Annotated in this window: 13 protein-coding genes and 1 tRNA gene; 7 read left to right on the forward strand and 7 right to left on the reverse strand. The window is 73.1% G+C overall.

Going from position 1 to position 19,304, the window contains the following annotated elements:
* Window positions 1-115: 115 nt before the first annotated feature.
* The gene (locus tag ACQ5SO_RS02310; RefSeq protein WP_430939953.1) at window positions 116-1,411 is read right to left on the reverse strand and encodes an MFS transporter; all 1,296 of its coding nucleotides are present in this window, start codon (window positions 1,409-1,411) and stop codon (window positions 116-118) included.
* A gap of 186 nt (window positions 1,412-1,597) precedes the next feature.
* Between ACQ5SO_RS02310 and argB the strand changes: the two genes are divergently transcribed.
* Both argB and ACQ5SO_RS02320 read left to right on the forward strand, forming a co-directional pair.
* On the forward strand, window positions 1,598-2,503 hold the full coding sequence (gene argB / locus ACQ5SO_RS02315; RefSeq protein WP_430939954.1) for an acetylglutamate kinase: 906 nt from the start codon (window positions 1,598-1,600) through the stop codon (window positions 2,501-2,503).
* Between the two features lie 122 nt (window positions 2,504-2,625).
* A tRNA-Ser gene (locus ACQ5SO_RS02320) sits at window positions 2,626-2,715 on the forward strand.
* Between the two features lie 202 nt (window positions 2,716-2,917).
* Here the strand turns inward: ACQ5SO_RS02320 and ACQ5SO_RS02325 are convergent.
* The 3 genes from ACQ5SO_RS02325 to ACQ5SO_RS02335 form a co-directional block, all read right to left on the reverse strand.
* On the reverse strand, window positions 2,918-3,316 hold the full coding sequence (locus tag ACQ5SO_RS02325; protein WP_430939955.1) for a hypothetical protein: 399 nt from the start codon (window positions 3,314-3,316) through the stop codon (window positions 2,918-2,920).
* Window positions 3,317-3,384: 68 nt separating this feature from the next.
* Complete coding sequence (locus tag ACQ5SO_RS02330) at window positions 3,385-5,805, reverse strand: EAL domain-containing protein (protein ID WP_430939956.1); 2,421 nt, start codon at window positions 5,803-5,805, stop codon at window positions 3,385-3,387.
* Window positions 5,806-5,911: 106 nt separating this feature from the next.
* Window positions 5,912-6,775: a hypothetical protein gene (locus tag ACQ5SO_RS02335; protein WP_430939957.1), complete on the reverse strand. Its 864-nt coding sequence runs from the start codon at window positions 6,773-6,775 to the stop codon at window positions 5,912-5,914.
* Between the two features lie 365 nt (window positions 6,776-7,140).
* On the opposite strand from ACQ5SO_RS02335, the gene ACQ5SO_RS02340 reads away from it, so the two are divergent.
* Window positions 7,141-7,596 (forward strand): response regulator, encoded by a 456-nt coding sequence (locus ACQ5SO_RS02340; protein WP_430939958.1) that lies wholly within the window; start codon window positions 7,141-7,143, stop codon window positions 7,594-7,596.
* Window positions 7,597-8,055: 459 nt separating this feature from the next.
* On the opposite strand, the gene ACQ5SO_RS02345 is transcribed toward ACQ5SO_RS02340, so the two are convergent.
* The gene (locus ACQ5SO_RS02345; protein WP_430939959.1) at window positions 8,056-8,433 is read right to left on the reverse strand and encodes a response regulator; all 378 of its coding nucleotides are present in this window, start codon (window positions 8,431-8,433) and stop codon (window positions 8,056-8,058) included.
* Window positions 8,430-10,451, reverse strand: coding sequence for an ATP-binding protein (locus ACQ5SO_RS02350; RefSeq protein ID WP_430939960.1), 2,022 nt, complete (start codon window positions 10,449-10,451; stop codon window positions 8,430-8,432). The genes ACQ5SO_RS02345 and ACQ5SO_RS02350 overlap by 4 nt, the downstream gene beginning before the upstream one ends.
* 348 nt (window positions 10,452-10,799) lie before the next feature.
* On the opposite strand from ACQ5SO_RS02350, the gene ACQ5SO_RS02355 reads away from it, so the two are divergent.
* The 4 genes from ACQ5SO_RS02355 (at window position 10,800) to ACQ5SO_RS02370 (ending at window position 15,831) form a co-directional block, all read left to right on the forward strand.
* Window positions 10,800-12,422: an ATP-binding protein gene (locus tag ACQ5SO_RS02355; RefSeq protein ID WP_430939961.1), complete on the forward strand. Its 1,623-nt coding sequence runs from the start codon at window positions 10,800-10,802 to the stop codon at window positions 12,420-12,422.
* Between the two features lie 318 nt (window positions 12,423-12,740).
* Window positions 12,741-13,295: a YeeE/YedE thiosulfate transporter family protein gene (locus ACQ5SO_RS02360; protein ID WP_430939962.1), complete on the forward strand. Its 555-nt coding sequence runs from the start codon at window positions 12,741-12,743 to the stop codon at window positions 13,293-13,295.
* A gap of 3 nt (window positions 13,296-13,298) precedes the next feature.
* Complete coding sequence (locus ACQ5SO_RS02365) at window positions 13,299-13,889, forward strand: YeeE/YedE thiosulfate transporter family protein (protein WP_430939963.1); 591 nt, start codon at window positions 13,299-13,301, stop codon at window positions 13,887-13,889.
* A gap of 208 nt (window positions 13,890-14,097) precedes the next feature.
* The gene (locus ACQ5SO_RS02370; RefSeq protein ID WP_430939964.1) at window positions 14,098-15,831 is read left to right on the forward strand and encodes a hypothetical protein; all 1,734 of its coding nucleotides are present in this window, start codon (window positions 14,098-14,100) and stop codon (window positions 15,829-15,831) included.
* 58 nt (window positions 15,832-15,889) lie between these two features.
* On the opposite strand, the gene ACQ5SO_RS02375 is transcribed toward ACQ5SO_RS02370, so the two are convergent.
* Window positions 15,890-19,090 carry a reductive dehalogenase gene (locus tag ACQ5SO_RS02375; protein WP_430939965.1) on the reverse strand — a complete coding sequence of 1,067 codons (3,201 nt, stop codon included), beginning with the start codon at window positions 19,088-19,090 and terminating at the stop codon, window positions 15,890-15,892.
* Window positions 19,091-19,304: the final 214 nt, after the last annotated feature.

The following is a 19,304-nucleotide window of genomic DNA, read 5'->3' on the forward strand; positions in this document are numbered from 1 at the left end:
CACTCGGTGAGGCCCGCCGCGGGGGGACCGTCCATCCCTCCGCACAGGCCGCAGATGCGTCGGGATAGGGGCGAATCGCCTTCCGCGCCGTTAACGGCGATGGATCGGGCCGGTTTCAGGCCCGCCGCCGCCCCGCCACGCGGCGCACCTTGCCCGGCCCCGCGGCCCAGATCAGGACGGCCGAGCCGATCGAGGCGACGATGCACAGCGCGAAGCCCGCCCGGTAATCCCCGGTCAGGTCATGCAGCGCGCCCATCGCCCAGGCCCCCGCGCCGCCGCCGAAATTGCCGAACACGCTGATCGCCGCGAAGATAGAGGCGAGGCGCGGCCCGGCGAAGAGCTCGGTCGCCACCGCCCCGAAGATCGAGGCCAGCCCGTAGCCCATCAGCCCCTGCGCCGCGACGGCGAGCCAGACCAGCCGCTCGTCCCCCGTCTCGGCGAAGCCGAGGAAGGCGGCCGAGGCGATGGCGAAGCCTGCCCCGGCGATCCCCCAGCACGGCTCGCGCCCGATCCGGTCCGACAGCGCGCCGACGCCGATCTGCCCGAAGATGCCGCAGAAGGCGACGAGGCCGAGCGCCGTGGCGGCGCGCTCCGGCGCCAGGCCCGCGTCGACCAGGAACCGCGTCTGGTGCATCTGGATGCCGTACCAGATGAACAGGCCCAGGAAGAACCCGCCCGAGGCGCACCAGAACCGGGTGGTGCGCATCGCAAGGCGCAGGGTCCACTCCGTCTCGGCCCAGGCGCGGTCCACCACCAGGTCGTCGGCGGGGGCGGCGCCGGGCAGGGGCGCGGGGTCGCCGTCGGGCTGCAGCCCCATCTCCTGCGGGCTCCGGCGCTGGAAGATCGCGTTGATCGGCACGATGACCGCCACGATCAGCGCCGCCATGGCCAGCGCCGCGTCGCGCCAGCCATAGGTGTCGATCCCCCACTGCATCAGCGGCAAGAGGCCGATCCCCGCCACCCCGACGCCCGAGAACGCCAGCCCCACCGCCAGCCCGCGGCGGCGCACGAACCAGTTGGGCAGGAACATGGAATGGGCGATGTAGCTCATCGCCATGGACCCGGTGACCGCGAAGCCGCCCACCGCGACATAGAGCGCCGGCAGGCTGTCGGCGGTCGTCAGCAGCACGTAGCCCGCGGCCACGAGGCAGGCCCCCACGGGCAGCGTCAGGCGCGGGCCGTAGCGGTCCATCATCCAGCCGACGGCCGGCAGGATGGCGGTGGAGACGAAGAACCCCGCCCCGATCGCCCCCGCCGCGGCGCCCGAGGACCAGCCGAATTCGTCGATCAGCTCGGGGTACAGAAGCGACAGCCCGGTGCGGGCGGTGATGGCGACCCCCATGGTCGCGAAGGCCACGGCGACGACGATCCAGCCGTAGAACAGGCGCGGGGGGGATGCGGGCGTTGTCATGGCGAGGATCAGAAACCGGGCGGGCGTCCGCGGTCAAGCGCCGCGGAACGGCGTGCCGCATGGCGGCGCCGGGAGGGGGGCGGCGCGGGCCGCCGCACGGGCGCGCGGCGCGGCGCGCTTTCCTCCGCCCCCCGCGCGGGGTAAGACTTCAGCGAACCCGCCCGTCCTTTCAGAAGGTCTGTTCCCATGGAGAAATCCGCCGCCATGAAACGCGACTGGATCGCCACCGCCCGCACCCTCTCCGAAGCGCTGCCCTATCTCCAGCGATATGACGGCGCGACCGTGGTGGTGAAATTCGGCGGCCACGCCATGGGCGACGACGACGCGATGCGCCGCTTCGCCCGCGACATCGTGCTGATGAAGCAGTGCAACGTGCATCCCGTGGTCGTCCACGGCGGCGGGCCGCAGATCCAGCAGATGCTCAAGCGTCTCGCCATCGAATCCGAGTTCGTGCAGGGCCTGCGCGTCACGGACGAGGCGACGGTCGAGGTCGTGGAAATGGTCCTCGCGGGCCGCATCAACAAGGCCATCGTCCAGGCCATCAACGGGCAGGGCGGCAAGGCCGTGGGCCTGTCGGGCAAGGACGCCAACCTGCTGGTCTGCGAGAAGGCGCTGAAGACTCACAAGGACCCGGATTCGAACATCGAGAAGGCGCTCGACCTCGGCTTCGTCGGCGAGCCGGTGGAGGTGAACCCGGGCGTGCTGCAGGCCTTCGCGCAGAACGACTACATCCCCGTCATCGCCCCCGTCGGCGTGGGCCGCAACGGCGAGACCTACAACGTCAACGGCGACACCGCCGCGGGCGCCATCGCGGGCGCGCTGAAGGCGGACCGCCTGCTGCTGCTGACCGACGTCTCGGGCGTCAAGGACGCCTCGGGCGACGTGGTCACCAAGCTGTCGGCCGAGGACGTGCGCAAGATGACCGAGGACGGCGTGATCGCGGGCGGGATGATCCCCAAGACGCAGACCGCGCTCTCGGCGATCGAGAAGGGCTGCGGCGCGGTGGTGATCCTGGACGGCCGGGCCCCGCACGCGGTGCTGCTGGAGCTGTTCACGGTGCATGGCGGCGGCACGATGATCGGCAAGGGCTGAGGTCCTGCCGGGGCGGGGGAGGCGCGGTTTCTCGGCGCCTTCCGCGCCTCGGGTCGAAAACGGGGTTGCAAGCCGCGCGGCACGACGATACATGACGCGCCACAGGCCACGAAGCCTTCTGCGGAGAGGTGCCGGAGTGGTCGAACGGGGCGGTCTCGAAAACCGTTGTGGGGGTGACTCCACCCAGGGTTCGAATCCCTGTCTCTCCGCCATAAAGCCCCTTAAGGTGTCGATCCTTAAGGGGTTTTTTGTTGTCTGGATGGTTCCCCCGCGATCGTCCCCCTCGAACGCCGCGGGCTGTTGATGCCGGTGGGGGATGAGCGGCGGTGTGACGTGCCTTCTCCGCGCCGGTCCCCGCACAGGCGGGCAGGGATTTGCCCCCCATTGGAGCCTCGGGGCAGGCCCGGGCGGGAATCATGCGATTTGTGCGCGCCCTGGACCCCGTGTCGGTTCCTGAGAGGGGTGCAGGGGATGCTCGCCCCCCTGTCCCCGCGCTTCAGGCGCTGCGGCGTCCGCAATCAGCTTGGCGGCGATGTCTTCGTCCCGGGGCGATCCGGGGCCCGCGGGCGTGATGGGGACGCGCCGGATGTCGAGGCGCAGAGCCTTGGCCAGGGAGGCAAGACGCCCTTCACTGTCGCGCTCGTCGTATTCCTGCATCGGCGGTGTGGGGATTGCGTCGAGGCGGGCGCGAAGGCAGGGCGCGGCTTCTTTCGGCGGCAGCGTGAGCGCATGGCCGACGGTGCGGCCATGCCCGTCGCCGGGCGCGCCGCGGCCGACCACCATCGACGCCGGTGTCAGAGCAATTGCACGCATGTTCCCCCTCCCGCTCCGGGCCGGGGCCGGGGACTTGACCGGGCGGGGCCGGGAGCGGACGCCGGGGATCAGGCCGCGCGAACCCGCCAGCCCCGGGCCGCTTCCGCCAGCTTCGCCTCGTCCAGCGGACGCGAGAAGTGGAAGCCCTGCAGCACGTCGCAGCCCATCTCTCGAAGGATCCGCGCCTGCTCGGCCGTCTCGACCCCCTCGGCGACCGTGCCGATGCCCAGCGTCTCGGCGATCTCCACGATCGCGCGGACCAGCTTGCGCGACCGGGCCTCGCGCGCGACCGGGGTCACGATCCGCCGGTCGATCTTCAGCGCCGTCGGCGCGATCTGCATCAGGCCGATGATGGACGCGTGGCCCGAGCCGAAATCGTCGATCTCGATCTCGATCCCGGCCTCGCGCACCTTGTCGAGATGGAAGCGGAAGGCGTCCGATTCCTCCTCCACCAGGATCGATTCCAGCAGCTCGAACGTCACCCGCACGCCCTGGCCCGCGACCTGCTTCGCCAGGTCCACCACGTCCGGGTCCTGCATCCGGCCCGAGCTGACGTTGAAGCTGATCTTCGGCACCGTCACGCCCGCCTCGCGCCAGCGGGTCAGGGCCGCGCCGGCCTTGAGCATCATGATCCGGTCGATCTCCGGCACGATGCGCAGCTGGGCGGCCACGTGCATGAAGCTTTCGGGCGTCAGCACCCGACCGTCCGGGCGCCGCCAGCGCAGCAGCGTCTCGACCCCGACAAGGCCGTGGTCGCGGGCCGAGAACTGCGGCTGGAACCACGGCTCGAACGCGTCGCGCTCCAGCGCCTCGTGCAGCTCCACCGCCAGCTGCCGTTCCTCGAGGATGTCGCGGCGCAGCTCGGGGGTGAACAGCTCCAGCCGGTTCCGACCCAGCGCCTTGGCGCGGTAGAGCGCGGCGTCGGCGAAGACCGGCAGGTCGGCGGCCTCGCGCGTCATGTCCTCGGTCCGCGCGATGCCGAAGCTGGCGCCGAAACGGCACTGGCGGCCCTCGAAGAAGAAGGGGGGCGCAAGCTCGGTCCGCACCCGCTCGATCAGCGCGCAGACGTCGTCGAGCGCGCGCGCCGGGTCAGGCAGCAGCGAGAATTCGTCGCCGCCGATGCGCGCGGCGAAATCGCGGGGGCCGAGGCAGGCCCGCAGCACGTCGGCGACCCTTTGCAGCACGGCGTCGCCGGCCTCGTGCCCCAGCGTGTCATTGACCGATTTGAAATAGTCGAGATCGATGCGCACGATCGTCCCCGCCCGGTCCCCGGCGGCGGCGCGGCGCTCGGTCTCCCGGTCATAGCTGCGGCGGTTGGGCAGGCCGGTCAGCCCGTCATGCAGGGCCTGGCGCTCGTTCTCGCGGCGCATCCGCTCGGCCAGGGCATGGGCCTCGCGCAGCTCGGTCTCGCGGCGGATGTCGTCGGTCACGTCGATGGCGTTGCCATAGGCGATCACGCCGTCGTCGTCGCGCCCGTTGGGGCTGAGCGAGACGTGAATCCAGCGCTCGCCCAGCGCGGGATGCAGCACCCGGTGGCGGAACGCGGTCGGGGCGCCGGCCTCCATCGCCGCGGCGACGGCGGCGGCGACCTCGGCGCGGTCCCCGGGCGGGATGGTGTCGAAGGCGGCCCCGGCGGCGCGGCGCAGCCGGTCGCGCGGGATGCCGAGGAGCTCCTCGAGCCGCGGGCTGAAGAACTTGAACCGCAGCCGCCCGTCCTCGCCGAGGCGCAGCTCGAAGATCGCGCCCGGGGCGTGTTCGGCCATCAGCAGGAAGCGCGCATGGGCGCGGCGCAGGGCGTCGTCGGCCTCGGCCGCGCGGCGCTCGGCCTCGATCCGCTCGGTCGCGTCGAACATGAAGCCGAACCAGCGCACCGCGCCGCCCTCCTGCCGCACGGGCTGGGCGGTCGCGCTCAGCCACCGCTCGCCGTCGCGGGTGCGGAAGGTCTGCGAGAACCGCTGCATGGTCAGGCGCGAGCGCTCGGTCTCCGCCTCCACCTTCGGCAGGTCGTCGGGATGCACCGCGTCGAAGACCGAGCGGCCGTCGGCCGACACGGCCTCGGGGCGCAGGCCCATCAGCTCGGGCATCCGGGCGGTGAAGAAGGGGAACTCGGCGCGCCCGTCCTCGTCCACGCGGAATTCGTAGAGGGCGGCGGGGGCGGAATCGGCGAGGATGGCGAGGCGCTGGTTCAGCTCGGCCACCTCCTCGGCCGCGTGGGCGGCGCGGGCCTCGGTCTCGGCCTGGCGGGTGATGTCGAGCAGGTTGGCGTACCAGCCCGTCACCCCGTCGCCGAGATCGGCGGGCTGGGCCGAGAGCAGCAGCTGCCGCGCGCCGCCGCGCGGGTGATCGAGGCGGAAGGCGCAGCTGAAGGCGGCGCCGGTCAGCCGGGCCGCCTCGAACCCCTCGCGCACCCGCTCCGCCTCGCCCGGCGCGGCGTGGCGCAGGATCGCGCGCGGGTCCGCGCGCAGGCTCGGCGCGTCGACCCCGACCATGTCCGGCAGGCTGGCGCTGAAATAGGCCAGCGTCCCGTCGCCCGCGGCGTCCAGCCGGTATTCCCAGAGCGCGCCGGGCGCGTTGTCGGCGAGGCGGTTGAGGCGGTCATGCGCGGCGCGCGTCCGCGGCGGCCTGCGCCGCGCGCCGTTCCGCGGCCTTCTGCGCGGTGATGTCGGCCATGTCGCCGTACCAGACGGTGGAGCCGTCGGGCTGCGGGAAGGGCTGGGTGCTGAGCAGCACCGAGCGCGGCCCGCGCTCCGGGTGGGCCACGTTCATCACCAGCTCGAACTGTTCGCCGCTCTGGCGCGCGGCGCCGGCCTTGGCGGCGATCTCGCGCACCTCGGCCGGGTCGATGTTGCGGAACACCGCGCGCCCGTCCTGCGCGACCGCCTCGGCGGTGACGCCGAACAGGTCGGGCATCCCGGCGCTGTGATAGGTGTAGATCCAGCGCCCGTCGGTGGTGTCCACGCGTTCATAGACCGCGCCGGGGGCGCTGTCGGCCATGTTGCGGAACCCGGCGAGCTGGCGGCGCATCGCGTCGAGCTCCGCCTCGAGCGCACGGGCCCGGGCGTCCTCGCCGCCGCCCGCTCCCTCGCCCGCGCCCCCGTCCGCGCCCCCGTCCGCGGCCGCGCCGGGGGCGAGCTGCGCGAGGATGCCCGCCGCGGGATCGTCCGGGTTCAGCCAGTCGACCTCTCCGATCCGGGTCTCATCGCCCGGCGCCCCGTCGCCGATCGGCGTCGGGCCGGCCCCGAGGCGCACCGCGTCGACCGCGGCGCGCAGGCGGGCGGCGATGTCGGCGCCGCCCGCCTGGGCGCCGCCGCCGGGGCCGCCCCCCGCGTCGCCCCCCGCGCCGCCGCCCGGGCCGAGCCCGGCCGCGCGTCGCCGCGCGGCGGCGTTGTCGGCCACGAGGTCCCCCTCGGCCGAGAACAGCCAGGCGGGGTGATCGAGGGCTTCGATGAGGCGCTTCATGCGGTCCGACCAGGCTGGGGCCGCGACTCGGCGCGGCGGTTCACTGGACGCCCGTTCTGCGCATGGCGGCCTTAACGTGACCCTTCCCGCCGCCGCCGGTCCCCGCGCAATTCGAAACGCCTTGACCGCGCCCGGGCCGAACGGGGCGCGAGAGGGGCCGCCGGGGCGTCGCCCCCCCGGCGCCCCCGATGTTCTCCAGAGGAGAAAATTTTAACCTTAAGGGTTTCTTAACCAGCTCGCGGGATTTTACATCTGATGAGCGGTGTTCCGTCTTCAAGGGTCGCGATCGGTCCTGCGGACGCCCCGGGGGAAAAAGATGTCCACGAAACGGCGACACGGCGCGCGGTCCCGGCCCGCCGGGCGGCATGGCTGACCTCGCCTGCATCGGCGCCGCGGAGCAGCAGCCCCGCGCCCTGATCGTCGAGGACGATCGCCCCCTCGGGTTCCTCTGGGACGAGACGCTCTCCGACGCGGGTTTCGCCTGCGACGTCTGCACGACGCTGGAGCAGGCCGAGGCGCGCTCGCTGTCCAGCCGCTACGACCTCGTGATCCTCGACCTCTTCCTGCACAGCAGGTCGACCCTGTCGCTCTCGGACGTGATCGCGATCCGCCACCCGGAGACGCCGATCCTCCTCGTCACCGGCACCAGCGTGTTCCGGGAGGGCGATCATGCCGAGGTCGCGCCCGGGATCTCCTGGGTGCTGCACAAGCCCGTGCGGCCCGACGACCTGTGCGCCATGGCCGGCTATCTCGCGCGCTGCAAGGGCTGCCCGAAGCTGGGCGATTGCCCGACATCGACCGGCCCCGGCAGGGTGCACTGAGGGGGCGGCCGTCCCCGGCCCGGCGCGCCGCCGGATCCGGGGGGCGAGCCGCGCCGCGCTCCTCCGCCCGGTCGGACCGGCCCTTGCAGGGTGCGCCGTGCGGGGATCGGGTCCCGCGCCCGCCTTCCTCCTCCAGCGGCGGCCCCCTCGAGCGGCGGAGAGGGCGCGCGGGAGCGGCCGCCGCGCCGCCCCGCGGTCGGCGCGGCCCGTTTTCTTCGGGCCGGTCCTGACCCAGGACTTCCCGTTTCCGCCGGTCCCTCTTTCGCCCTGTCCCTTTCCGGCCCGGTCCATCTCGACCCGGTCCATTTCGGCCCGGTCCATCTCGGCGCGGTCCATTTCGGCCCGGTCCATCTCGGCGCGGAGCTTTTCGGCCCGCCCGCGGCCGCGCCCGGTGGACGGGAGGCCGCCCTTTGGCCGCCGGGGGCGCCCCGTGGCCGCCAGGCGCCCGCGTCGTCGCGCTCAGGGCGCCAGCACCCGTGACAGCGCGCGTTTCAGCGCCCCGAGGGAGACCGGCTTGGGCAGCGCGATGTCGCAGCCGGCCGCGCGCACCCGCGCCTGGCTCTGCCACAGCGGGTCGGCCGACACCGCCAGCACCGGCAGGTCGCGCGGCGGGTTCAGGTCGCTCCGGCGCAGCGCCCGCACCACCTCGGCCCCCGAGACGCCCGGCATGTGGATGTCGAGCAGCACCACGCCGATATCCTGCGCCCGGTCGAACAGCAGCCGCAGCGCCTCCTCCCCGCTCGAGGCGCAGAGCGTGGCGTGGCCGAGCTCGTCGAGCATCTCGGTCATCGTGAAGCGGCTGAACGGGTCGTCCTCGACCACCAGGACCATGCTCATTCCGCGGCCTCGCTCAGTTTCGCCGAGGCGGCGGCGTCGACGGGCAGGCGCAGGGCGAAGGACGCGCCCTCGCCCGGCGCGCTGCGCAGGGTCAGCGCGCCGCCCATCAGTTCGGCCAGCGCGCGGCTGATCGCGAGGCCGAGGCCGCTGCCGCCCGCGCCGCGGGTGATCCCGTCCTCGGCCTGGCGGAACATCTCGAACACCTGGCCGTGCAGCTCGGGCGGGATGCCCGGGCCGTCGTCGCGGATCTCGAACTCGATCCAGTCCGGCGCGCCGGGCGCCGGGCGGATGATCGCCTCGACGCGGCCGTCCGGGCAGAAGCGCACCGCGTTGTCGACCAGGTTCGACAGGATCTGGCGCAGGCGCACCTCGTCGGCGCGGATCTCGGGCGGCGGGTCGCCCTCGGTCCGCACCGCGAAGCGCGCGCCGGCGCCCTTGTCCGCCGCGGCGCCCTCGAGGCTGGCGCGCAGGAAGCCGACCAGCGCCTCCGTCTCCACCTGGCGCGGTTCGATCACCAGCAGCCCGGCCTCCAGCCGCGAGGCGTCGAGCACCTTGGACAGCACGTCGTAGAGCCCCTCGGACGCCATCCGTCCATGCGCGGCGCGGCGCCGCTGGCGCTCCGGCGCGTCGGACCGCTCGATCAGCTCGAACAGGCCCATCACGGCGTTGAGCGGGGTGCGGATCTCGTGGCTCATCATCGACAGGAATTCGCTCTTGGCCGAGGCGTGGCGCTCGGCCTCCTCGGTCCGCCGCTGCAACGCCGCCTCGAGCCGCGCGCGCTCGGCGACCCCGAGGCGCAGGCGTTCGACGGCGGCGGCGATGCGGGCGATCTCGTCCGCGCCGCCGGGCATGCGCCCGGGCGGGGAAAGGTCGCCCTCCTCGATCCGGTGCAGGTTCTCGTCCACGATCCGCAGCCGCCGCGCCAGCAGAAGCTCCACCAGGCCGTAGGCGACCGCGCCCCCGGCCAGCATGGCGACCAGCCCGAGCAGCGCCACGAGGGAGTAGAGCGAGCGGGTGCGCGCGCTCAGCGCCGCGCCCTCCGCCTCGATCGAGGCGCGCAGCATGGCCACCGCGTCGACGGTGACCGCCCGGGCCCGGCTGAGGGTGTAGACCAGCTCGCGCCCCTGCGCGCGCCCGGCCTCGCTGGCGGCGGCGGCGGCGGCGAGGGCCTCCGACAGCGCGCCGGACAGCACGCGCCGGCGCAGCTCGGTCAGCGCGGCGGCGACCGCGGCCCGCTCGGGCGCGTCGGGCAGGCGGGCCAGCAGCCGCGCGAGGTCGCGCTGCATGATCGCCTGGGCCGTGCCGATCCGCTCCACCTGCGGGCCGCTGGCGACAAGGCGCGACTGCGCGATCACGGCGCCGACGAAGTCGAGCGTGGCGGCCGAGGAGAGCAGCGCCTGGTAGGCGTCCACCCGCTCGGGCCGGTCCTGCGCATCGCCGGGCCCGAGGCCTGCGTCGCGCATCCCCTCGCGCCAGGCGGCGAGGCGCCCGGCCGCGTCCTTCAGCGCCGCGTCCGCCGCGTCGAGCAGCGCGTCCGCCTCGGCCCGGCGCGCGTCGGCGCGCGCCTCGGCCGCGGCCATGGCGGCCAGCCCGCCCTCCAGCTCCGCCGCGGCGTCCAGCAGCGCGTCCCCGTGGGCGGCGTCCACCTCCCGCGCCAGCCGCTCGGCCCCGGCGGCGAAACGGCGCCCGTCGCGTTCGAGCGCGATGCGCCGGGCGGCGTGGCTGCGCGGGTGGCGCGGATCGGTGAGCACGTGGGAGGCGGCGAGCATGCTGAACGTCATCTCGTCCAGCCGGGTCAGCGCGAGCATGCGCGGCAGGGACTCGCCGGTCAGCCGCTCCCGCTCCGCCCCGATGGAACTGAGCACGTAGGCGGAGATGGCGGCGGAGGCCGCCGCCGCGACGGCGAGGGCGAGGACGCCCAGTCTCAGCTTGCTCGCCAGCTTCATCGCGTCCGCCATCTGCGTTCCGGCGGGCCGCGCAAGCCGCGCGCCGGCGAGGTTCAGGGAGGGGAGTGACATCTCTTGTGGCGACGCTAAAGTTGAAAGCTCGTTAATACAAGTTCGTGAAGCTGCGCGCCGATGTTTTTGGGCGCGGGCGGGCGGCAAGGTTGCGCGGACGGCGCCCGGGCCGTTTCATGGGGAGACGGACGGACCTTGCGGACGGCGGGGGGAGCTTGCGGTGACGGGATGGACGGCGGCGGCCGGTCGGGGCGCGCGGAGACGCGCGGCGGAATGCGGGCCGCGGCGCGCGGCGGGCACGGGCGGTGACGGGTGAGTTTCGGAAACGCCATACCCGGCTCCGGCCGGTCGCCGTTGCGGGCGCTGCCCGTCGCGGCGCTGAGCGGCTCCGCGGGCGGGCGGCGGGCCATGCGCCTGCTCTCGGCCGCCTTCGGGCTGCTGGCCGCGGCGCTGGCGGCCAACACGATCCTCGCCGCGGCGCTGGGGCGCGACGCCGGGCGGCTGCACCCGGACTGGCCCGGCATGGCGCTGTCCACCGCGGCGGCGGCGACGGCGCTGGGGCTGGGGGTCTTCCTGGTCGGGATCGAGCGCGGCGGCCGCGCCGCGCGGCGCGGGCGGCTGCTGGGCAGGATCGCCGCCGCCTTCGCGGGGCTGAAGCTCCTGGAATACGCGGTCGCGGCGGCGCTGGGCGACGCGGCGCCCCGGGTGCTGCTGATGTGGCAGCAGGGCGACGTGATGTCCCCGGCGACGGCGACGGCGGCGCTCTGCGCCGGGCTGGCGCTGTCGGGCCTCGGGCGGCCGGGCTGCGGGGCGACGGGCCTGGCCTTCACCGCGGCGACCCTGGTCATCGGGATCTCGGCGCTGTTCGGCTATTGGTTCGCCCCCGGGGGGCTTCTCGCCATCACGCCCTACGCGGCGCTGTCGCTGCCGACGGCGGCGGCGTGCACGCTGATCGGGGCCGCGCTGCTGGTCTCGCCCCTGCAGCCGCTCAGCCGCCGCTTCGCGCTGTCGGCGGCGCCGGTCGCCGCGATGGCGCGCCGGCTGTCGCTGCTGGTCGCGATCTCGGTCGCGGCGGGCTTCGCGGCGCTGTTCACCGGCACGCCGGACGAACTCGTGGTGCGCGCGGTCAATGCCGGGCTGATCGCCGTCGCCGCGGTGATGGTCTGCGCGGCGTGGTACGCCCATGCGGGCCATGCCGCCGCGCTGGGCGTGCTGCGGGCCGAGCGGCGGGCGAGCCGGCTGCAGGCCGAGGCGCAGGCGCAGGAGATGGCGCGGGCCGAGCGCGAGCGGCGGATCCTGGAAGACCGCCATGCCGCGCTGCGCCGGGTGGTGTCGCGGGTGTCGATGGTGACCGGGGAGTCGCTTGAGGTGATCCGGTCGCAGTTCGAGGCGATGGGCGCGCCGGGGGGCGACGTCGCGCCGCTTCCGGGCGCGGCCGCCGGGTGGCGGGTGCGCGTGGCCGCCGCGCTGCGCCGGGCCGATCACCTGGTCGCGCGGCTGCAGACCGCCGGCCACGCCTCCGGCGGCGTGGCGACGCGGACCAATGTCGACGCCGAACTGGCGCAGCGCATCGCCTACCTGCGTTCGCTGCTGCCCGCCGGGGTGACGGCGAGCTACGCGTGCAAGACCTCGCATCCCTTCGCGATCTGCGACCGCGAGGCGCTGGTCGAGGCGTTCGAGGAGCTGGTGCAGAACGCGGGCGAGGCGATGCCGGACGGCGGCCGGGTGGTGATCGAGCTGCTCGATTCCCCGGCCGCCGACCCGCCGCGCCGCGCCGGGTGGGATTGGCTCGAGATCCGCGTGAGCGATGGCGGCGGTCCGGGCGACGGGGTCGAGACCGAGCGGTTCAAGGAGCCGTTCTACACCACCAAGGGCCGCCCCGAGGCCGGGCTCGGCCTGTCGGTGGTCGAGGATTTCTGCCGTGGGTGCGGCGGGCGGTTCGAGATCGAGCGCCGCCCCGAGGGCGTCGTCGCCCGGATGCGCCTGCCGGGCGCCCGCAAGCGGGAGGACGGCGCCGCCGCGCGCCGCTGACCCTGCCGCGCGCGGCCCGCGCCGCGTCGGTCCGCCTGCGCCGCTCGGCCTGCGCCGCGCCGCCCGGCCCGCCCGCCACGTTCCGCCCGCCCCGGACCTGGCGCCCCGGCCCTTCCGGCGCGGGCGCCCCCGTTCCCCCGATCCGTCCCGATCCCGCAGGGCGCCCCGCGAGAGGGTCGCCCGCGGGGCCGGACCTGCGCGGGGCCCGCGCCGGCGCGAAAACCGCGCCGCCCGGCAGGGTCTTGACCTGGATCAAGGCGCATCCGATTCAATACATCATATTCGATAAAGAAGATGTATTTAGGGAAAGGAAACGCCATGACGCTCTCATGGAAAACCGGCGGCGTCCTCCTGGGCGTCGTTTTCTTCCTCGCCGTCGCGCTGGTCAAACCGATCGGCGTGTCGACGCAGTTCGTGATCCTGGACGGGATCCTCTGGGACGCGGCCTCGCCCGAGGTGGTGACCCAGGCCGCCGAGGGCGGCTACACCTCGACCAACGCCTATCTCGCGAAATCGGGCGGCAAATACGCCAAGAGCGTCGCCAACCCGATCAACTACTCCTTCCTCTTCGTGCTGGCGATGATGGCCGGTGCCGGGCTCTCGGCCTGGGCGCGGGGCGGGATCGGCGCCGCGGAAAAGACCATGCCGCAGCTCTGGCGCGAGAGCGTCGGCGGATCGGCGGCCAAGCGCTACGCCGCCGCCTTCCTCGGGGGCTTCGTGGTGCTCTATGGCGCGCGGCTCGCGGGCGGGTGCACCTCGGGGCACATGATGTCGGGCATGATGCAGACCGCGCTGTCGGGCTACATCTTCGCCGCCGGGGCCTTCGCCGCCGCGATCCCCGTCGCCTTCTACCTCTATAACCGGGAGGCCTGAGCCATGGAGATCGTGCTCGCCATCGTCATCGGCGCCGCGTTCGGCGCCACCCTCGACCGGATCGGGGCGACCAACCCCAACCTGATCGGGCGGATGCTCAACTTCTCCAACCTGCACCTGATGAAGACCATCCTGCTGGCCATCGGCACCGGCTCGGCGCTGATGTTCGGCGGCCAGATGATCGGCCTGGTGGACGTGGGCCACATGTCGGTGAAGACCGCTTACGTCGGCGTCTTCATCGGCGGTCTGCTTCTGGGCGGCGGCTGGGCGCTGTCGGGCTATTGCCCGGGCACCGGCGTCTGCGCGGCGGCCTCGGGGCGCAAGGACGCGCTGTTCTTCATCGCCGGGGGCCTGCTGGGCGCGGCCGCCTACATGGCGACCTACCCGGCGTGGAAAGCCTCGGGGCTGCTCGACGCCATCGGCGGCGGCAAGGTGACCCTGGGCGCGGTGCCGGGCGCCAAGTACGAGGGGCTGACCGCCATCCCCGGCGACCTGCTGGGCCTGGCGCTGGCCGCGGTGTTCATCATCGTCGCCATCGCGCTGCCCGGCAAACCCTCGGGCCATGCCGGCGGCCTGCACGCCCCGGCCGAGTGACCCCCTTCCCCCCCGCGGCGCCCCGGCGCCGCCCCTGACCCCCGCGGGCCCGCCGCCCGCGGGGGTCTCTTGTTTTTCCGCGGCACGTTTAAGTGGATTTTAATCTGAACTCGGCGTGAAGCCGGGTATGCTCCCGATCCGCCTCTTGGGGAGTTTCCGGGGCGGGACCTGTTGATCGACCAGGCATTCAATAATCAGGGTGGAACAGATGGCAGAATTCTTTGCCGAGTACGGCACGACCACGCTGACCCACGCGACGAGCCGCGTGGCCCTGTCGCGCGCGTTCGACAACCCGGTGGTCATAGCGGTGGCCAACACCGCCAACGGCGCCGACTGGTTCACCGTCGAGGTGGCCGAGGTCGGGTCGAGCTATATCGACCTGCGGCTCGAGGAAGGGCCCGGCGGCGACGGCTGGCACGCGGCCGAGCGGGTCAGCTGGCTGGTGGTCGAGGCCGGGACCTGGACCATGGCCGGCGGCATCCGCATCCAGGCCGGGGCGACCGCGGCGCGCGACCTGAACCTCGACCCGGCCCGCAACACGCCCGTCAGCTTCGACGGCTTCACCGGCGATCCGGTGGTGCTGCACCAGGTGCAGGGCGAGACCGACGGCTATGTCCGGTCGCGCTGGCGGCCCGACTCGGACGACCCCGCCTCGGGGGGCGACATCTATCTCGACAACCATGTCTATGAGCCGAACGACCCGCTGCGCGCGCCGGTCGGCTATGTCGCGATCTCGGATGACAGCTTCGGCGGCACCGGCGACGGGTCCTACCTGCGGTCCTGGCACGCCGACCAGGGCACGGTCGGCTTCACCGACGTGACCGACTACACCCTTGAGAACGATTTCGAGATCCCCGCGATCTTCGCCTCGATCGACAGCCTCGTGGATGTCGAGTCGGTCGAGGCGATCATCACGGGCGTCCAGCAGGACAGCTTCCAGCGCCGCATCGGAGAGGACCCGGCGGCGGGCGGCGACGGGGTGAACGGCGGCGACGGCGTCTCCTTGCTGGCGCTGGGGACCGCGGGCGACATGCTGGTGGGCGATGAGGTCGGCGGCTCGGACGTCATGGCCAAGGTCGGCTGGTACCGCATCCCCTCGATCCTCTCGGGGACGCAGGACCTGTTCTTCGACGGCAACCTGACCAACAGCGTGTTCTTCGCCGAGCCGCTGGTGAGCAAGGATTCCGGCCAGGTGCGCATCCTGCGGCTGGACAAGGACACGCCGCATTCCGCCCATACCCTGACCATGCAGAACCTGCCGGGGACCGGGCCGATGAACCCGTTCCGCGACTACACCTTCAACACCATGACCGTGGATATCGGGACCTGGCAGCTGTCGGACGGCCGCAAGATGCAGGTCGGGACGACCGATGTCGGGGGCGGCAGCCTCTCGGTCGGGGTGGACATCGAATTCGATCTCGACTTCGCCGCCCCGCCGGCGCTGTTCCTGATGGTGCAGACCACGCATGGGGCCGACTGGGTGATCGCGCGCTATCGGGACGTCACGGTCGACGGGGCGACGCTGTTCCTGCAGGAGGCCGAGGGATCGGACGGCTGGCATGCCTCGGAGGTCGTGGGCTGGATGGCCGTCGAGACCGGCGTGGGGTCCTGGGACGGGTTCGACTTCGACGTGCGCACCGGCGTGGTCGTGGACCAGCCCGATGACGGCCTGGACGTGGAGTGGACCCATGGGCCGGCCGCAAACGCCTTCACGCTGGCGCAGCTGGCCAATTTCAACGGGCAGGACCCGGTCGCCCTCGTCGACGAGGGGACCAGCGGGGGCTTCGCCTATGACCTGTTCGAAGACCGGTCGGGCGATTCCGAGACGGATCACCTGCCGGAGTCGATCTCGTTCTTCGGGCTGCAGACCCCGGCGATGCGCGACTACGACAACCGCTCGCTGAACAGCTACTACCTGACCGCGGAGGAAGTGCTGATCTGATCCGCCGGGCGATGGAGTTCGAAGGGGGCGCCCGGTCCGGGCGCCCCCTTTCGCGTTTTCAGAGGTCGATCTCCAGCACGCCCCCCGGCTCGGCTGCGCGGGAGCGGCAGAGGATCATCTCCTTCTCGCGCCGCGCCTTCGACAGCACGAAGTCGCGGTGCTCGACCGCGCCCGCGCGGACCCCGCAGGCGCAGACCCCGCAGAGCCCGTCCGAGCACTTGAGGTCCACCGCGATCCCCGCGGCGATGAGCGCGTCGGCGGCCGAGGTCTCGGCGTCCACCGGCACCTCCTGGCCCGAGGCCAGGCGCAGGGTGAAGGGGTGGTTCTCATACTCCGGCTCCTCGGGGAGGGCGAAGTACTCGACGTGGCGGGCGTCCTCGGGGATCCCCGCCGCGTCCGCCGCCGCCATCGCCGCGTCCATGTGCCGGTCCGAGCCGCAGGCATAGACATGCGCCCCCTCCGGCGCCCCGGCGAAGAGGGCGGCGAAATCGGCGCGGGTCCCTTCGGCGGAGACGTGGAGATGGGCGCGATCCGCCCAGGGCGCGGCCGCGATCTCGGCGGCATAGGCGGCGTCGGCGCGGCTGCGGACCGAGTAGTGCAGGCTGAAATCCCGCCCCAGCGCGTGCAGTCGGTGGGCCATGGCCAGCATCGGCGTCACCCCGATGCCGCCGCCCATCAGGAAGCTCTTCGGCGCGTCCTCGTGCAGCGGGAAATGGTTGATGGGGCGGGAGATGAAGATGCGCCGCCCCGGCGTGAAGATCCGGTGCATCAGGGCCGAGCCGCCGCGGCCCGCATCTTCGCGCAGCACGCCGATCTTGTAGCAGGACCGGTCCGCCGGGTCCCCGGCCAGCGAGTACTGGCGCAGGAATTCGGGCGCGACGACGACGTCCACATGGGCGCCCGCGGCCCATTCCGGCAGGTCCGCGCCGTCCGGGTCGCGCAGGGTGTAGAGGGCGGTGTCGGGCGTCGGGCGCTCCACCGCCGCCACCACCACCCGCAGCACCGGGTTCCCGCCGGGCAGGGTGTAGCGATGCACCATGCTCTCATCGCCCTCGGCGATGCGGCGGCGGTATTCCTCCGCCGGGATCATCGCCTCATAGGCCGCGATCCCGGCCTCGCGGTCCATGGGGAAGGGGTAGGGCCAGGGATGGGGCGCGAGCGGGGCGGGATAGACGGCGAGGGTCTGCTCCGCCGGGTCGATCTTCAGCTTCGGTTGCAGGTCGCGGGCGTTCACCGGCGCGCGGGCGGGCCGATAGGCGCCGTTCTCGGCCAGCTCGATGTCCCACCACCATTTCTTCACCGGGTTCAGCCCGCCATTGCCCACCGCGTCGTCGAGGCGCGCCAGCGCGGGCGCGGCGGAGGGGATGTTCATCGCCGCCCAGCGGAAGGGCGCCTCGGCGAAGATGCCCTCGAGGTTCCAGGGGCAGGTCTTCATGCAGCGCCCGCACATCGCCCCGCCCTCGGTGGTGATGCGGTAGGTGGCGCAGCGCTGGCTGTCGGACTTCCAGGTCTCGTAGCCGTTGAACATCAGCTTCGGCCCGGCGGTGATGGCGCCGGAGGGGCATTCGCGGGCGCACTTGTTGCACGCCTCGCAGAACCGCTGGAGGCCGAAATCGATGGGCTTGTCATGGGCCACCGGCATGTCGGTGGTCACGGCCCCGGATTTCAGGCGGGGGCCGAGATAGGGGTTGAGGATCACCTCGCCGATGCGCGAGACCTCGCCAAGGCCCGAGAGCAGCAGCAGCGGCGGTTGCAGCACGTCCCCGTCCATCACCGAATGCGCCTTGGCCGAATAGCCGAGGTTGCGGATCTGCTGCGCGATCACCCCGCCGAGCAGCGAGAACCGCAGGTACGCCCGCATCGACTGGGCGACCGAGATCCAGTCGTCGCCCGACGCGCCCTCCATCGTCTCGTAGCCCTGGTCGATGATCAGCGACAGCGCCTGGTCATGGGGGGGCGTGATCGCCTCGCCCGCCGCGTCATGGGAATACCAGGCCCAGTCGGGGCAGCGCGACAGGCCCGCCGCATCGGCCCCGAGGAAATAGGACGCCGCCTTCAGCGCCTCGGCATTGGCCCTGGCGTCCGTGGGGCGCGGCCCGGCGCCGGGCGCCCCGTCCTGGAGCAGCACGAAGGCCCCCAGCGCCCGCCGCTGGCCCATCGAGGGCGCGGATTTGCGGGCGTACTTGCCGCCCGTGGCGCCCTCCTGCACCGGCTTGCCCATGTCGCCGAACTGGGCGCGGGCGAACATGTCGGTGCGCTTGGGGACGCGCGGGATGCGCGGCTCGTCCATGTAGGTGGTGGGAGTGTCGACGCGCGTGAGGCGCTCGAACGGGAGGGCGCCGTCGACGTAGTTCCGCCCGGCGTAGGGATCGCGGTTGAGGGCGCCCTTCACCGTGCCCCGCCCCAGCGCCCAGCCGAGGCTGCGTTCGGCGCGGGCGGCGTCTTCGGCCAGCGGCCGGTCGGGCGCGACGGGCAGGGCCATGGTGATCGCGGCCAGCCCGAAGCGGTCCCCGAGGAAGGGCGCGTGCAGGGCGCCGTCCTGCGCCGTCGCCAGCCCCGCGGCGAGGGCCAGCCGGTTGAGGTCCACATCCGAGGCCGCCCCCGAATGCGCCTTCGCGTCCCAGCCCAGCAGGCGGATGTAATTGGCGATGACGACGGCGGTCTCCGCCGCCCGCAGGCAGGCGCGCTCGGCCTGCGCGTCGAGGATCCAGTCGGCGCCCGGCTCATCCGCCCGCGGGTCGCGGTGATGCTCATAGAGCAGGACCAGCGCATGGGTGTGGCCGTCGATGCCGGAGGGCGGGGCCTCCATGCTCTCCTTCAGATCGGCCATGATCATGTCGATCCCGGCGGCCAGCGTCTTGGTCTGGCGCGTCTGCAGGTCCTTGCGCAGCCGCTCCACGCCCGGGTTCACGGCGGGGGCGGAGAGGATCGCCCCGGCGGGCAGGGCGCCGGTCCCGGCCATCGAGGCGTCGCAGAAATAGGCGAAGCCCTTCAGGTGGTTGGCGCGCTCGGTCAGGTCCGCGGGGATCTCGGCCTGCGCGCGGTTCACCAGCCCGTCGCGGATGGCGTCGAGCATCGCCTGGTGGCCCGCCATGGCGTTCACGAGGCTCTCGGGTCGGTCGGGGCGGGCGAAGGCGAGGGGCGCGAAGGGCGGCGCGGCGGCGAGGTCCGGCGCGGCGTCCGTGCGCGCGAGGCGTTCGAGCGGGTAGGGCCCGAGATGCGCCGGTCGGCGCGCCGTGGAGAAGAGGCGGAGGGGCATGGGCGTCGGGTCCTCCCGTGATCGGCGCCGGTGCGGGAGGGCATTGAAACAGGGTTTTGCAGGGGAAGGGCAAGTGAAAGGGATGTGAAGCCGGGCGCAAGTCTCGGCCCTGGATTGCGCGAGCCGTCAAGTCTTCGCGCCCTGGGTGACCTCCGGCGGAAACGTGGTGAATATTAATCAAAGATTAACGGAATCATTTGCCGTGCCGGGCGGA

Source organism: Rhodovulum sp. DZ06 (genome assembly GCF_050586345.1).
Classification (GTDB): domain Bacteria; phylum Pseudomonadota; class Alphaproteobacteria; order Rhodobacterales; family Rhodobacteraceae; genus JBOCEF01.

Coding starts and splice junctions, on each gene's coding strand:
- ACQ5SO_RS02310 (WP_430939953.1), bottom strand. CDS start 1,411: ATGACAACGCCCGCATCCCCCCCGCGCCTGTTCTACGGCTGGATCGTC.
- argB (WP_430939954.1), top strand. CDS start 1,598: ATGGAGAAATCCGCCGCCATGAAACGCGACTGGATCGCCACCGCCCGC.
- ACQ5SO_RS02325 (WP_430939955.1), bottom strand. CDS start 3,316: ATGCGTGCAATTGCTCTGACACCGGCGTCGATGGTGGTCGGCCGCGGC.
- ACQ5SO_RS02330 (WP_430939956.1), bottom strand. CDS start 5,805: ATGGTCGGGGTCGACGCGCCGAGCCTGCGCGCGGACCCGCGCGCGATC.
- ACQ5SO_RS02335 (WP_430939957.1), bottom strand. CDS start 6,775: ATGAAGCGCCTCATCGAAGCCCTCGATCACCCCGCCTGGCTGTTCTCG.
- ACQ5SO_RS02340 (WP_430939958.1), top strand. CDS start 7,141: ATGGCTGACCTCGCCTGCATCGGCGCCGCGGAGCAGCAGCCCCGCGCC.
- ACQ5SO_RS02345 (WP_430939959.1), bottom strand. CDS start 8,433: ATGAGCATGGTCCTGGTGGTCGAGGACGACCCGTTCAGCCGCTTCACG.
- ACQ5SO_RS02350 (WP_430939960.1), bottom strand. CDS start 10,451: ATGTCACTCCCCTCCCTGAACCTCGCCGGCGCGCGGCTTGCGCGGCCC.
- ACQ5SO_RS02355 (WP_430939961.1), top strand. CDS start 10,800: ATGCGCCTGCTCTCGGCCGCCTTCGGGCTGCTGGCCGCGGCGCTGGCG.
- ACQ5SO_RS02360 (WP_430939962.1), top strand. CDS start 12,741: ATGACGCTCTCATGGAAAACCGGCGGCGTCCTCCTGGGCGTCGTTTTC.
- ACQ5SO_RS02365 (WP_430939963.1), top strand. CDS start 13,299: ATGGAGATCGTGCTCGCCATCGTCATCGGCGCCGCGTTCGGCGCCACC.
- ACQ5SO_RS02370 (WP_430939964.1), top strand. CDS start 14,098: ATGGCAGAATTCTTTGCCGAGTACGGCACGACCACGCTGACCCACGCG.
- ACQ5SO_RS02375 (WP_430939965.1), bottom strand. CDS start 19,090: ATGCCCCTCCGCCTCTTCTCCACGGCGCGCCGACCGGCGCATCTCGGG.